This window comes from Psychrobacillus psychrodurans, from assembly GCF_050209195.1.
GTDB lineage: Bacteria > Bacillota > Bacilli > Bacillales_A > Planococcaceae > Psychrobacillus > Psychrobacillus psychrodurans.
On record NZ_CP189791.1, the window covers coordinates 1,562,197 to 1,576,504 of the forward strand.

Sequence of the window (14,308 nt, forward strand, 5' to 3'; positions counted from 1 at the left end):
TGAATGACAGTAAGTTTTATTTCCCTAAAATTACTAGTTGTAAAATAGAACTATTGTTCGTATACTAGTCAAAAGAAGGGGGGAACATATGTGCGTATAAATATTTTAAAATCCATGCAACTCAATCAAATAATTGAAATGATCTACATGAAAAATAATGGTGAAATCAGTAAGCGAAAAGTAAAGGTGTTGTGTGTGGAGGGTAATACATTAAAAGCGCATTGTTTTTTACGAAATAATAAAAGGACTTTTAAAATTGAAAATGTACTCGCATGTGTTCCCATCATCCATAAGGAGCGTGGGGTGGTATGAATCACGGTTTTTATGAGGATGAGCCAATATTTGATTTGTCACGTTTACAAGACAGAGGAAGTAAGAAATGGGTAGCAATGATGCTTCCAGAACACGTAGCCTTATTAAGACAATATAGTGAAGAAATTAAAAGAGAACCTAAACCAGAATTAGACGAATGGGATTATGATGCCATTCAACATACTTTGGATGCAGCCATTAAAAGTAAAGCTGATACAAAAATTAAAAGATGGAAAAATGGAGAATTTATATACAACAGAGGTACGGTAGAAAGTGTGAATTTGCAGAAGCGAGAAATCGAATTGAAAGATCCTTTTTATTTGTTATCATTAAAGCTTGATGAAATAGTAGACGTAACTATAATGGATTAATGAAGAGGGCAAAAATAAAAATAAGTCCGATGCAATACTGACTTATTTATATTTTTGCCTAATGAAAATCATAGCACCTAAGGTAAGTTTATATCGAAGCTAAGTTTTTTAGTTCAAAACTTCAAGTAGATTTGGGCGAATCAATGTGAATCTTATATTTACTAGTCCGGCACCCCTGTAAAAAATTTCAGAATTTCATTCTAATCTTAAGAGCCAATAAGATTAACAGTAAGTGCAGCACTTGAATATTGTGGGATTCCATCGATCGCTTGATCTGGAACTACTGTTATGATATCTCCTGCAATTAAATCGACTTGAATGGTTTTCCCAATAGATATTGTTCCACCTGGTTGTGAGGCAAAACTTGAACCTGGAATCGTTAATGAATTTCTTCTAATACCGTAGCGTACAAAACTTCCTCCCGTATTAAAATTCTCTAAAGATGCTGTTATTTCATAGACACCATCTGATAAGATTGTAATACTATTTGTTTCTGGATCGGGATCCGTATTCAGGATTGGTCCAACAAAATCAAACTCTATATTTACACCTTGTTGAGCAACTCTAGCTGTATTAAAACCATATAATGAACCAAACGTTGGGTTCACTCCCGGGTCAGGTGGTGCAGTCGGTGCAGTTAATAGAGCGACATCATCGACCAAAATATCACTCGTTCCTGCTTGAGGAAGACTATTTATCAAAATAAATGCCTGTGTAGCACCAGGGGGAGATTGAGTTGTCGTTTGATAGATTTCAAGCCATGTATCATTGTCTGCTGTAGGGATTCGGTCCACGGGTACATTAACGAAGATACCATTCCCGAGCGAATTATCCATACTATCCAAATAAATAACTTGTATCTGTACAGGAGCAGCAGGGGAAAATCCAACTTTGGCTAATGAAACAAGTAACTCAAATCCTTCGCCCTCATTAACGGAAACAGTTTGGGCAATAAAAGATACTACATTGCCACCTTGAAGTCTAGCTGAAAAAAAACCAGAATGTGAATATTGGTTAGTAATTGTTGCATTATCCGAAATCCAAGGGGACAGGGTTCCAGTCTCAAAATCTCCATTGATTACTAGATTTTGAATCGTCATGTAATCACCACCTTTCTATTAATATTAACTTTATTAATTAAAGTCTTTATATATTATGTTTTAATTTATAAACTAAGAGGGCAATTGTATTCACTGGAATACTTATCTCTGAAAAGTAAACTATTATTAATTAAAGGTCGTGATTGAAATGGATAGAACGGAAGAACTATTTAATAAGTTACTGGATGAACATCCTCCAGAGTTAGTACTAGGTGCCCTTGAAGAGATGTCACGAATGAACAGAGAAGAACTTATAGCTTTAGGTAAATTATGCGAAGTCATAAATAGAGCGGAAGCTGAAGAAGTAGAGAAAGCTAAAAAGCACCAACCAGATTAATGGAAGGTGGTTTAATTTATTTTATGGAAATTTGTATTGTACAAAGTCCAAAAAACACGTTTTTAATAAATTCGTCACATATCGGTCACATAAGAAGGATTTTCACTTGTTTTATAGGTATTAAATTGAATTGAAAAAAGCCCAAAACCACTGAGGTTAAAGGCTTTTGTTTAGATGGTCCCGACTGGTCTCGAACCAGCGACCCCCACCTTGTCGAGGTGGTGCTCTCCCAACTGAGCTACAAGACCGATTTACTCAATGTTTCTGTATATAAATATACTATAAAGTAGGGAGCTAGTATATATCTAAAAGGAATACTTTTATAGATATATTCTTACATAAAATCACTTTATTAAAAGAGGAATCCTGAAACTAAATAAAAAATAACACCTTGAAAAGCTAACACCTTTCAAGGTTATTTTATAGTTATATCAAAAAGTAAAAAATGGAATCGAGTCAATGTAAAACAAGGGAATAATATTCTATCTTATAAAACTATTCTCAAACTATTATTTTATAGTTATCTCTCACAAGCAATGCCGTCTTTATCACGATCGCTTTTTATGTTGGCGTCATAAATTTCTTTTGATACAAAAGGAGTGAATTTAGTTTTTCCACCTTTATTTTTAATATTCGCGGCTTTGGCTACTCCCCCTTTATAGGTTTTGTTTAACTCTGTGCAATTGTTAAATTTTTTGGCTGCCGCATCTGTCTCTGTTGGTGAAATTGTAGAAACTCCAAAAACTAATGTTGCTGAAAGTAAAATTACTGAAATTCGTTTCATTGTAACTCCTCCTAAATTTTTTAATAAGTAAATAACTATGTCTAAAGGTACGTGTAAAAACTACTATATCCATTTGATAAAAAAGAGACATAGATAACTATATCTCGTTCTTTCAATCTAAAAGGGTCCTTTAACTTTAAGCAGATTTTCAAAACCCGAAGCAGACGAACCATAATATCCCATGTTAATTATATTTTAACATATATTAGATAAATACGTATATACCAAAAAGGATTAATACAAGTACTTTTACTGTCATAAATTCCTCACATCTTTTTCATCTCTGGTACTTGTTTGCAGAGGCATCATTCTACTAAGATGGAGATATAGGGGAGGTGCTACAATCATGTTATTGGAAGCACAAAATTTTATTCGTCTTTTTTATGATGAAACTGGTAAAAAAGAATTAGACATGCATACGCGATTTAGTGAAGTAGAAAATCAGATAAAAATAGAAGGTACTTATGAACATACTACCGAAGAGTTAGAATTTGGGGCCAAGGTAGCGTGGCGCAATAGCAATAAGTGCATAGGACGACTATTTTGGCAAAGCCTTACTGTTTTTGATAAACGGGATTTACATACCGAGGACGCTGTATTTGAAGCACTAATAGAGCATATGCAGTTTGCGACAAATGAAGGTCGGATCAGACCTACCATTACAATATTTTCACCAAAAGATGTACGGATTTGGAATCATCAGCTAATTAGATATGCTGGCTATGAAACGGAAGATTGGATAATAGGAGATTCTGATTCTATTGTTTTTACGAAAAAATGTGAGGAGCTTGGATGGAAAGGGAAGAGAACCAATTTTGATGTTCTACCACTTGTCATTCAGATAAAAGATCACCCTCCGAAATTATTTGATATTCCGGAGCAGTATATTTTAGAAGTGCCCATTCGTCATCCTGAATATGAATGGTTTGAGGATTTACAACTAAAATGGTATGCAGTTCCGATGATTTCAAGTATGAAGTTAGAAATGGGAGGTATTACTTACGCTGCTGCTCCTTTTAATGGATGGTATATGGGAACTGAAATTGGTGCACGGAATCTGGCCGACGATTATCGCTACAATATGTTACCTTCAGTTGCAAGACATATGGGATTAAATACGAAATCTAATGCTTCTCTATGGAAAGACCGTGCGCTATTGGAACTAAATGTAGCGGTATTGTATTCCTTCAAAAAAGACGGTGTCAGTATTGTAGATCATCATACTGCAGCACAGCAATTTAAAAAATTCGAAGAAATTGAGAAGGATGCAGATCGTGACGTAACAGGCAACTGGACATGGCTTATTCCTCCAATGTCCCCTGCTACCACTCATATCTTCCATAAGCAATATAATAATGAAAAAGTAACGCCAAATTATTCCTATCAACCATCACCGTATTAAAAAAGAAGCATGATTTCATGCTTCTTTTTTCAATTCTTGTTAGACTTCCTCCGAGACATATCGATCTCTCCCAGCATGCATTCCAACTAAGAAGAGGAGAATGACGGTTACAATGAATAAAATCATTGGTGTATACCAACTTCCTGTTTCATCATGGATAAATCCAAAGAACACCGGTCCAACTGCTGCGAGTAAATATCCAATTGACTGAGCAACACCCGATAAATCAGCTGCTTCCATGGGTGTGCGAGAACGAAGCGAAAAGAACATCATTACAAGACCAAACGATGCCCCCCCACCTAAGCCAAGTGTAATCATCCAAAGTAAAGAAAGTGAAATATCTCCAAACAATAAACCAGTGAAACCTATTAAATAGAAAACCGTAAATAATGCAACAAGTATTCGCTGATCCTTAAGTCGACCTGCGAGAATTGGAATAAGGAAAGTCATTGGAAGCTGCGCAAATTGCATAAAGGAAAGCATCCATCCAGAACTTTCAGCATCCATTCCCTTGGTTTGTAATATTTCAGGAATCCATGCTGCAGTTGTATAAAAAATAAGTGATTGTAGACCCATACATAAGGTTATGGTCCAGGTTAAAGGTGATTTTAAAATAGACTTAGCTTTTACCACATTAGTTGTAGGGCTTACGACAACTATTTGTTTTTGCTTGATTTGTGGTAACCATATGATACACGCGACTATCGCAAGAACCGACCAAAAACCAAGTGCACCTTGCCAACCATATGAAGTCCCATCTGCTATTGGATAGCTGATACCTGCCCCAATACCTGCAGATAAGTTCATGGACACGGTAAACACTCCAGTCATTAGACCAAGTTGTAAAGGAAATTTAAGCTTTATAAAACTTGGGATTAGTACATTACCAAAAGCAATCGCAATTCCTATTAAAGCAGTGCCTAATAGTAAGAAGAATGGTGTTCCGAGCGAGCGAATAATTATTCCGATTGCCAATAATAGAATTGCCAGAAAGAGTGTCATTTCCATCCCAAAGCGTCGTGCAATCTTTGGGGCAAAAGGGGATATGATCGCAAACGCCAGAAGTGGAATCGTTGTGATAAACCCAGCTAATACATTCGATATGGCTAATCCATCTCGTATGTACGAAATAATTGGACCTACGGCAGTAAGTGGTGCTCGTAGTGTCGTTGAAATGAAAATAATTCCAATTATTAATAATGCAATTGTCTTTTTATTTGTTTCTTGATTCGTTAACAAATGAATTCTCTCCTTACGAGATTATGTATTTCGATATTAGAAAATGCTACACCCTTTGTCCTTGAAGTTCAATAGATATATTAGAAAGATATTTCTATAAAAGATAATAATGGAATATTAAGAGAATTGTTATGATAAAATAGATATGTAAATATTTACAATTCGAAATTGATATATTAATAGGGGGATTCAATTGACTGCTAAGAAAGTATTATCATTGGTGGGAGTATCTAAAAGTTTTGGAAATAAACAAGTGTTAAAAGGTGTCAATCTAGATGTATTTGAAGGTCAAATTATTGGCTATATCGGACCAAACGGAGCAGGAAAAAGTACAACTGTAAAGATGATGCTTGGCCTTTTAGATGGCTATACTGGATTTATAGAAATTTTTGGAGAAAATATTCTCAAAAGTGATTATTCCTATAAAAAGAGAATTGGCTATGTGCCAGAGACGGCTGAGCTTTATGAAAATCTTACTGCATTCGAATATCTATCCTTCACAGGTGAACTATACGGATTAAGTAGTGAGGAAGCGGAGAAAAAGGCATTCGGTTTAATGAAGGAATTTGGTTTAGAAACTGTATTTCATCAACGAATTTCCTCTTTTTCAAAAGGGATGAAGCAGAAAGTATTAATCATTTCGAGTTTGTTACACGACCCGGATTTATTGTTTTTGGATGAACCGCTTAGTGGTTTAGATGCGAACAGTGTAATGGTTATAAAAGAGATACTTGCAAAGCTTGCACAGCAAGGGAAGACTATTTTTTATTCTTCCCATATTATGGATGTTGTAGAAAAAATCAGTAACCGAATTGTATTATTAGTAGATGGTCAAGTAGTAGCGGATGGAACTTTTGAAGAGTTAAAATCGCAGAATCAGGAAGGGTCGTTAGAAGACATCTTCAATCAGTTGACTGGTTTTACCGAGCACGAGGACATTGCAGGCAGGTTTGTAGATTTAGTTCGTGGAGGCAGCGTCCATGAATGATTTTGCATCACTTAGAATACTAGATCGTTTTAGACCTGTCTTTCAAAAGTTGAATATAGACTATGATGTGATGCGTTTGATTCTACAACTGAAGCTGACGATGGATAGCAGAAGGATGCCGGCTATTTTTAGTGGTTCAAATGTAAAAAAAGAAGGGAACCAGTTTCTAAAATCCTTATGGATGTACGCGTTATTTGGAATTCTCTTTTTAGTTCCTTTTCTATTTTTAGGTAATGAGTTTCTATTTTCTCTTACTATTATGTTTAGCTCCTTATTTGTCATTTTAATGACATCAATGGTATCTGATTTTTCTGCTGTTCTGCTTGATATACGGGATAAAAATATACTTCACCCGAAACCCGTTAGTGAAAAGACTTTAAATGCAGCGAAGATTACTCATATTATGATATATATGGTTCTTTTAACTGGTGCGTTTGTAATTATTCCACTTATTGTAAGTATATTTAAATTTGGTATTATATTTGCACTCTTATTTTTAATAGAAATAATATTGATAAGTAGTTTGGCTGTGGTGTTGACCGCTTTTGTTTATTTGTTCATTCTTCGTTTTTTTAGTGGTGAAATGTTAAAGGATATTATTAACTATGTACAAATTTTCTTAGCAATTGGGATGGCGGTAAGTTATCAATTAGTTGGGCGCGTATTTCAAATAGTTAATATTGAAATTTCGTATACCTTTGCTTGGTGGCATACGTTACTGCCTCCTTTTTGGTTCGCAGCACCTTTTGAATTAATCTTAAATAAAGATTTTTCTTTTCATATAATTGTATTATCATTACTCGCTCTTTTAACTCCATTTCTTGCGATTGCGGTGTATATTCGTCTAATGCCGACCTTTGAACGAAACCTATCTAAATTACAAAGTGATACAAACAGAAGGAAAAAGAAAAATCGTAAATTACAATTAGTTTTTGCAAAAATTTTATGTAGAACTAAAGAGGAGCGTACTTTTTATAAGTTTGCATCTCTTATGTTAAAAGAAGAAAGGGAATTAAAGCTAAAAATATTTCCCTTACTAGGATTTGCGGTTATTTTTCCTTTTATCTTTTTATTCAATACATTAAGCACTAGTTCTTATGAGGAAATGAAAAGCGGAAATTCATTTATGGTCATATATTTTGCGCTAATTATGATTCCATCCGTTGTGCAAATGCTCGAGTACTCTGGTAATTATAAAGGGCAATGGATCTTCTACGCTGCTCCTATTAAAAACAAATCAATTGTTTATAGTGCAACTCTAAAGGCAAGCATAATGAATTATTTCATACCTATTTTAACTATGCTTAGTGTTATATTTTTATGGATTTTTTCTTTTAAAATAATTCTGGACTTAGTCGTTGTCCTATTAGCCACAATTGCACTAACATTAGTATCTTATGGCATTTTTAAGAAGGGGAAGTTTCCCTTCACTAGTTCGCATGAGCATACACAAACTAATGCCTTTTTTAAAGTTTTCGGTAGTATGTTCATAGTAGGACTTATGGCGGCGTTACATGCTGTGGTTTTAATCATTCCTTATGGTTTACCGGTATATGCCTTCATACTGTTAATAAGTATTTTCATAGGATGGAAGTTAATGTTCTCGAAGGGATGAATTGTTATTCAAACAATAGAAGATATAGAAACTTTAATAATAGAAGATAAATGGATGATGGATATATTAAAAGTAGCTCAGCAATTGGAGCTGCCAGACTGGTGGATATGCGCAGGGTTTGTACGCTCGAAGATTTGGGATACTTTACATGGATATAAGGAAAAAACTCCATTAGCTGATATCGATGTTATTTATTTTAATCCTCATAATACGGAAGAGTCAGAGGAGAAAAAATGGGAGGACCAGCTACAGAAGTTGAGACCAAATATTCCATGGTCTGTGAAAAATCAGGCTAGAATGCATAGGATAAATAACCTGCCGCCTTATAAATCTTCGGAAGATGGAATATCCAATTTTCCGGAAACAGTGACAGCAATAGGAGTGAAATTAAATGATCAGAATGAAATAGTAGTTGTTGCTCCACATGGAATAGTGGATATCCTGCAGATGACAGTGAAACCAGTTCCTCGATTTGCAACAAATAAAGAACTTTTAGAAATTTACGAGCAACGTATCCATAGGAAAAACTGGCATTCTATTTGGCCAAATATAAGTATAAGTAACAGCAAGATGTGACAAAAAGTACATTAGTTTTTGTTTTCCTTCTTTTATTCTACATAACATTTGAAACTTGATGAACCGATTGGGCGATGGGCGCATATGATGTTATGACTTGATTACAAGGAGGAAAAAAATGAAACACATGCGCCATATTGTGACGAAAGCTGTTGTTGCTAAAGGTAAAAAGAGAACAGAATCCTGTGAAGTGCTTCGTCCACCAAATACACCGTCGAGTATTTTAGGATGTTGGGTTATTAATCACACATGTTCGTCTAAAAAACACGGAAGATATGTTGAAGTAACTGGAAAATTTGATATAAACGTTTGGTATGCACATCATGATCATTCCAAAACTTCTGTGTTCACAGAAACGATCAATTACAAAGATCGTATTAAGTTACATTATCGCGATAAAGACTCTACTGGGGAAGAAGTACATGTACGTGTGTTACAGCAACCAAATTGTACAGAGGCAATTATTATTTCAGGAGGAACACAGTTCCAGGTAACTGTAGAAAGAGAAATACTTGTTGAGGTTGTAGGAGAAACAACTATATGCATTCAAGTTCATGAAGCGGAATTTGAAGAAGAATGGGCATATGGGGAAGAAAGCTCTTCTAGTTCGTCATCAAGTTCTGCAGGATCCACCGGTTCCTCCAAAGAAGCAGAAGATTCTTCGTCCCTTTAACAAGCCGGCTATTTCTTCCGGCTTTTTTTTATTGCCTAAAAAATTAGGAAATGACTTTTTTTATTGAGTCAATTATTTGATCAAGAAAATGAATATTTACGTGAATTTATTTTTTATTGTTTTATTCAATTGTTTCAATTATATAACTGACTGAATATCTCTCATGATAAGGGAAAAACTAATAAAGATTAAAAATGAGAGGAGTGTTCACTATGAAGGACCGGAAACAACCACATGAGAAGTTTACTAAGAAAGATAATGGATTATCTTCTATGCAAGAAGTAATATATCCAAAAGAATTCAAACGTGCTGATGAAGAGTCATTTAAAAAAAATCCGATTAAAAAGTAACCTAATTATGAACCCTGAATAGGTCGATAATTCAGGGTTCAATTTATTAGTACTAATCGCATATATCCTTTACGCGATTCTTACTTCTGCCTCTTTTCTTATTGTTTTTGGTATAATCATTATATTAGTAATGAAGAGAGAAGGATTTAAATGACTACACAAACTCCAATGATGCAACAATACTTAAAAATTAAAGAAGACCACATAGATGCGTTTTTGTTTTTCCGTTTAGGTGATTTTTATGAATTATTCCACGATGATGCTATTAAAGCTGCTGCGATTTTGGAAATTACGCTGACTAGTAGGAAGGACAATATACCGATGTGTGGAGTACCTCATCATTCTGCTCAAGGATATATCGAAACGCTTATAAGTAAGGGCTATAAAGTCGCTATTTGTGAACAAGTGGAAGATCCTAAACATGCGAAGGGTGTAGTTAAAAGAGAGGTTGTACGTCTTGTTACACCAGGAACTATAATCGAAGGAAAAGCTATGCAAACGAAGTCTAACTATTTTATTGCTTCTGCTGACTTGCTTGCTGCTACCAATGAAGTCGCTTTTGCATACTTAGATGTATCAACAGGAGATGGCTTTACGACTATTCTTACAGGAGATGAAAAGGAAGTAGTACAGGAGCTACTGGCAATCCAGGCAAAAGAATTGATCGTCAGTGAACAAATGTACGTCTTGATCAATGAATTATCTGCTATTCATGATTTTACGGTTTCCATTGAAAAAGATGAGTTATCGAATGAAGATATTCATAAATACATTCCGAACCATCCCGATCAAACACATCAAACGGTTAAACGATTATTACAATATATTCAAAAAACGCAAAAACAATCTCTATTACATATTCAACCATTCACTTTTCAACAAAGAGAATCCTTTTTAGCAATGGACTATCATTCTAAGAGAAATTTAGAGCTAATATCATCTATTCGAAGTGGTGACCAAAAAGGTACATTATTATGGTTATTAGATGAAACAGTGACTGCAATGGGTGGACGCAAATTAAAGCAATGGATTCATCAGCCCCTTGCAAACAGACAATCGATTGAAGCGCGTCAAGAAATAGTAACGAGTTTTTTGAATGACTTTATGCTTCGTGAAGAGATTAAAGAAGCTTTCAAGGAAGTATACGACCTAGAACGTCTTGTAGGCCGTATTGGATTTGGTAGTGCTGGCGGGAGAGATCTTGCCCAGTTAAGGCAGTCCCTTTCTAAGGTCCCTATTATTAAACAGCTACTCGTAGAATCGGAAGATCAAGAGTTGCAAAGACTTGGGAACGCATTAGAGGATTGTGAAGTTATTTGGAGAAAGTTACAAGAAGCGATTAGTGAGAACCCTCCGATTTCCGTAAAAGACGGCGGAGTGATTAACAACGGTTTCCATGAACGACTGGACCAGCTACGTGATGCCTCTGTCAACGGTAAAAAGTGGATTGCAGAACTTGAGCAAAGGGAAAGAGAAATTACAGGTTCTAAAAACTTGAAGATAGGATATAACCGGATTTTTGGCTATTATATCGAGCTAACAAAATCGAATATTCATTTAGCAGATGAGTCTAGATATGTCCGTAAACAAACACTTGCGAATGCAGAACGATATATTACCGACGAGCTTAAAGAGAAAGAATCCCTTATTTTATCTGCAGAAGATGAAAGCCTAGTTTTGGAATATGAATTGTTTACGCAAGTTAGAGAAGAAATAAAAACATATATTCCGCTAGTTCAAAAATTAGCGAAACAAATTAGTGAGCTAGATGTTTTTATCTCTTTTGCCCAGGTTGCAGAGAACCATAGATTAACGAAACCTGTTTTCCATGATTCCAATGCAATGATTATTAAAGAGGGGAGACATCCAGTTGTTGAAAAAATGATGAACAATCAGTTATATGTACCAAATGACTGTGTTCTTACGGAAGATATTAATATGCTATTGATCACTGGTCCTAATATGTCTGGTAAAAGTACTTTTATGCGTCAAATAGCCATTACAACTGTAATGGCGCAAATTGGATGCTATGTACCTGCAGAATCTGCGACGCTTCCAATTGTCGATAAAATATTTACTCGTATTGGGGCTGCCGATGATTTGGCGGGTGGGCAAAGTACTTTCATGATTGAGATGATGGAATCACAGCATGCCATTATGAATGCTACAAGTAAGAGTTTGTTGTTATTCGATGAAATTGGCCGTGGTACTTCTACCTATGATGGCATGAGTTTGGCACAAGCTATGATGGAATATATTCATGAAAATATAGGAGCTAATACGCTTTTCTCCACTCATTATCATGAACTGACGGATTTAGAGGACTCGTTACCAAAGCTCCGAAATGTACATGTGTCAGCAACTGAAAAAGATGGAAAAGTGGTCTTTCTACACAAGCTAAAAGATGGTCCTGCTGATAAGAGCTACGGTATCCATGTAGCAGAGTTAGCACAATTGCCGGAACAAATTATTTCCCGAGCACGTGATATCCTAGCGACCTTCGAGGATCAGGAGGAAAAAGGAGGGAGTGCTGTTCAGGTAAGCGAAACCCAATTATCCTTCTTCGATGAACAACCAAAGACACGTAAAGAACCAGTAGTTATCCAAGATGATAAATCGACGGATAAAATAATAAAAAAGTTGAAGAAAGTCAATATATCAGGTACGACTCCTTTAGAAGCACTTCAACTATTGTACGAGTTACAAAACGAGCTAGAATAGCGCAGGAAGTAGGTGAATGAAATGGGACAAATCATTTTAATGGACGAACTCCTGTCCAACAAAATTGCTGCCGGTGAAGTGGTAGAGCGACCAGCTTCAGTTGTGAAAGAATTGGTAGAAAATGCAATAGATGCAGAAAGTACCTCTATTGAAATTACACTAGAAGAAGCGGGTCTGGCTAAAATTCAAGTGACTGATAATGGTAAGGGGATGGATGAGGAGGATGCTGTAAAATCGTTCTCTAGACATGCGACCTCTAAAATAACTACGGAGCATGACCTTTTTAGAATACGTTCATTAGGTTTTCGTGGAGAGGCACTTGCTAGTATAGCCTCTGTATCTAAAATTAGTTTATGGACATCAAATGGCGAAAATATTGGGACAAAAGTAGAGTTAGAAGGTGGTAGGGTATTATCTAATACCCCTGCTCCTATTCGAAGAGGGACTGATATAATCGTAAGCCAGCTATTTTATAATACACCAGCTCGTTTAAAATATTTGAAAACGATTCAAACAGAGTTAGGGCATTCCATTGACTTGATAAACCGTTTAGCAATCAGTTACCCGAGGATTGCGTTTAAACTTACACATAATCATCAAACTATTGTGCAGACCAGTGGAAGGGGAGACTTGAAACAGGTTTTAGCTTCAATTTATGGGATTTCTAATGTAAAAAAGATGGTTGCATTCGACAAGGAATCATCAGATTTTCGTATTTCAGGTTTTGCAACATTACCAGAAATAACAAGAGCCTCTAAAAACTATATAACCGTTCTCGTGAACGGTCGCTGGGTTAAACACTATGGTATAAATAACGCAATAGTAGATAGCTACCATACATTGTTACCGATTGGCAGGTATCCGATTGTTGTTTTAAATATTGAAATGGATCCGATACTAACGGATGTGAATGTTCATCCTGCTAAGCATCAAATTCGTCTAAGTAAGGAAAAAGAGCTGATGGAAATGATCCGAGTAACAATACGTTCGATCATGCATCGCGTGCAGAAACCACCTGAAATTATAGAGAAGCCAGTTGTGAAAAAGCAGCCGAGTGTACAATTCGATTTCTTCAAACAAACATATGAGCCAGTTCAAAAGGAACCAATTACTCCAAACTATGAGGGTGTGATATCCGAACAAACACATAATCCACCTGAAGAACAGCCTAGTATTGTATATGAAGAGGTAGAGCCATTGGCGGACCTCGATATTCAACCGATTGAATATGTGGAGGATAAAAAGCCATTTCCTGATTTGCATGTTGTAGGACAAATCCATGGTACATATATTGTTGCCCAAAGTGATGATGGTTTTTATTTAATAGATCAGCATGCTGCGCAAGAGCGTGTAAAATATGAGTTTTATAAGGAAAAGATTGGGGAAGTAAATGCAAATGAACGACAATCACTATTGCTGCCACTGACTTTTCACTATTCTTTAGACGAGGCCTACCGTATTAAGGAGTCATTGAGCGAATTGAATAATGTAGGGATTTTTTTAGAGGAGTTTGGTTCTGCTAGCTTTGTCGTAAGAGATTACCCTACTTGGTTCCCTAAAGGCGATGAGACGAAGATAATCGAGGGTCTGATTGAACAGGTATTGAACAACCGTAAAACGGATATAAAAAAGCTTAGAGAAGATGCAGCTATTATGATGAGTTGTAAGCTATCCATCAAAGCAAATCATTATTTAACGATGAATGATATGGAACAGCTGCTCGAAAGCTTAAAAAATGCGCAACATCCATTGACTTGCCCACATGGAAGACCAGTAATCGTACATTTTTCGACGTATGAGGTTGAGAAAATGTTCAAACGAGTTATGTAGGAGGAAACGG

Annotated in this window: 14 protein-coding genes and 1 tRNA gene; 11 read left to right on the forward strand and 4 right to left on the reverse strand. The window is 35.8% G+C overall.

Features of this window, described 5'->3' with window-relative positions; genetic code table 11:
- Positions 1 to 90 precede the first annotated feature (90 nt).
- Entirely contained in the window at positions 91 to 312 is a 222-nt protein-coding gene (locus ACQCPR_RS07275) for a transcriptional regulator (protein WP_313894935.1), read from the forward strand.
- On the forward strand, positions 309 to 683 hold the full coding sequence (locus ACQCPR_RS07280) for a YolD-like family protein (RefSeq protein WP_313894936.1): 375 nt from the start codon (positions 309 to 311) through the stop codon (positions 681 to 683). Before ACQCPR_RS07275 ends, ACQCPR_RS07280 begins: the two co-directional genes overlap by 4 nt.
- A gap of 206 nt (positions 684 to 889) precedes the next feature.
- Here the strand turns inward: ACQCPR_RS07280 and ACQCPR_RS07285 are convergent, their stop codons facing one another.
- Positions 890 to 1,783, reverse strand: a complete 894-nt coding sequence (locus tag ACQCPR_RS07285; RefSeq protein WP_313894937.1) for an NTTRR-F1 domain — start codon at positions 1,781 to 1,783, stop codon at positions 890 to 892.
- A 148-nt stretch (positions 1,784 to 1,931) separates the two neighbouring features.
- Here ACQCPR_RS07285 and ACQCPR_RS07290 point away from each other — a divergent pair, with 148 nt between their 5' ends.
- Entirely contained in the window at positions 1,932 to 2,120 is a 189-nt protein-coding gene (locus ACQCPR_RS07290; protein WP_313894938.1) for a hypothetical protein, read from the forward strand.
- A 175-nt stretch (positions 2,121 to 2,295) separates the two neighbouring features.
- On the opposite strand, the gene ACQCPR_RS07295 is transcribed toward ACQCPR_RS07290, so the two are convergent.
- Positions 2,296 to 2,368: transfer RNA gene (locus ACQCPR_RS07295), tRNA-Val, on the reverse strand.
- Between the two features lie 272 nt (positions 2,369 to 2,640).
- Positions 2,641 to 2,904 (reverse strand): excalibur calcium-binding domain-containing protein, encoded by a 264-nt coding sequence (locus ACQCPR_RS07300; protein WP_090561940.1) that lies wholly within the window; start codon positions 2,902 to 2,904, stop codon positions 2,641 to 2,643.
- A gap of 346 nt (positions 2,905 to 3,250) precedes the next feature.
- Here ACQCPR_RS07300 and ACQCPR_RS07305 point away from each other — a divergent pair, with 346 nt between their 5' ends.
- Positions 3,251 to 4,306 carry a nitric oxide synthase oxygenase gene (locus tag ACQCPR_RS07305; RefSeq protein ID WP_427138639.1) on the forward strand — a complete coding sequence of 352 codons (1,056 nt, stop codon included), beginning with the start codon at positions 3,251 to 3,253 and terminating at the stop codon, positions 4,304 to 4,306.
- Positions 4,307 to 4,345: 39 nt separating this feature from the next.
- Here the strand turns inward: ACQCPR_RS07305 and ACQCPR_RS07310 are convergent, their stop codons facing one another.
- Entirely contained in the window at positions 4,346 to 5,545 is a 1,200-nt protein-coding gene (locus ACQCPR_RS07310; protein WP_427138640.1) for a CynX/NimT family MFS transporter, read from the reverse strand.
- A gap of 193 nt (positions 5,546 to 5,738) precedes the next feature.
- Here ACQCPR_RS07310 and ACQCPR_RS07315 point away from each other — a divergent pair, with 193 nt between their 5' ends.
- From ACQCPR_RS07315 to mutL, 7 genes are all read left to right on the forward strand, one after another.
- Positions 5,739 to 6,533, forward strand: a complete 795-nt coding sequence (locus ACQCPR_RS07315; RefSeq protein WP_241598738.1) for an ABC transporter ATP-binding protein — start codon at positions 5,739 to 5,741, stop codon at positions 6,531 to 6,533.
- A complete protein-coding gene (locus ACQCPR_RS07320; RefSeq protein ID WP_427138641.1) occupies positions 6,526 to 8,148 on the forward strand; it encodes a hypothetical protein in 1,623 nt (540 codons plus the stop codon). The genes ACQCPR_RS07315 and ACQCPR_RS07320 overlap by 8 nt, the downstream gene beginning before the upstream one ends.
- Positions 8,149 to 8,724, forward strand: a complete 576-nt coding sequence (locus ACQCPR_RS07325) for a nucleotidyltransferase family protein (RefSeq protein WP_427138920.1) — start codon at positions 8,149 to 8,151, stop codon at positions 8,722 to 8,724.
- Between the two features lie 118 nt (positions 8,725 to 8,842).
- Positions 8,843 to 9,397, forward strand: coding sequence for an outer spore coat protein CotE (gene cotE / locus ACQCPR_RS07330; protein ID WP_093494601.1), 555 nt, complete (start codon positions 8,843 to 8,845; stop codon positions 9,395 to 9,397).
- Positions 9,398 to 9,609: 212 nt separating this feature from the next.
- Entirely contained in the window at positions 9,610 to 9,747 is a 138-nt protein-coding gene (locus ACQCPR_RS07335) for a YfhE family protein (RefSeq protein ID WP_139219679.1), read from the forward strand.
- Positions 9,748 to 9,897: 150 nt separating this feature from the next.
- Entirely contained in the window at positions 9,898 to 12,468 is a 2,571-nt protein-coding gene (gene mutS, locus ACQCPR_RS07340; RefSeq protein WP_427138642.1) for a DNA mismatch repair protein MutS, read from the forward strand.
- Positions 12,469 to 12,489: 21 nt separating this feature from the next.
- Complete coding sequence (mutL, locus tag ACQCPR_RS07345) at positions 12,490 to 14,298, forward strand: DNA mismatch repair endonuclease MutL (RefSeq protein ID WP_427138643.1); 1,809 nt, start codon at positions 12,490 to 12,492, stop codon at positions 14,296 to 14,298.
- Positions 14,299 to 14,308 lie beyond the last annotated feature (10 nt).

What these genes read in the sequence shown, in the direction of transcription:
- mutS (WP_427138642.1), top strand. Translation starts at nt 9,898, where the DNA reads ATGACTACACAAACTCCAATGATGCAACAATACTTAAAAATTAAAGAA.
- ACQCPR_RS07290 (WP_313894938.1), top strand. Translation starts at nt 1,932, where the DNA reads ATGGATAGAACGGAAGAACTATTTAATAAGTTACTGGATGAACATCCT.
- cotE (WP_093494601.1), top strand. Translation starts at nt 8,843, where the DNA reads ATGAAACACATGCGCCATATTGTGACGAAAGCTGTTGTTGCTAAAGGT.
- ACQCPR_RS07300 (WP_090561940.1), bottom strand. Translation starts at nt 2,904, where the DNA reads ATGAAACGAATTTCAGTAATTTTACTTTCAGCAACATTAGTTTTTGGA.
- ACQCPR_RS07320 (WP_427138641.1), top strand. Translation starts at nt 6,526, where the DNA reads ATGAATGATTTTGCATCACTTAGAATACTAGATCGTTTTAGACCTGTC.
- ACQCPR_RS07335 (WP_139219679.1), top strand. Translation starts at nt 9,610, where the DNA reads ATGAAGGACCGGAAACAACCACATGAGAAGTTTACTAAGAAAGATAAT.
- ACQCPR_RS07285 (WP_313894937.1), bottom strand. Translation starts at nt 1,783, where the DNA reads ATGACGATTCAAAATCTAGTAATCAATGGAGATTTTGAGACTGGAACC.
- ACQCPR_RS07280 (WP_313894936.1), top strand. Translation starts at nt 309, where the DNA reads ATGAATCACGGTTTTTATGAGGATGAGCCAATATTTGATTTGTCACGT.
- mutL (WP_427138643.1), top strand. Translation starts at nt 12,490, where the DNA reads ATGGGACAAATCATTTTAATGGACGAACTCCTGTCCAACAAAATTGCT.
- ACQCPR_RS07305 (WP_427138639.1), top strand. Translation starts at nt 3,251, where the DNA reads ATGTTATTGGAAGCACAAAATTTTATTCGTCTTTTTTATGATGAAACT.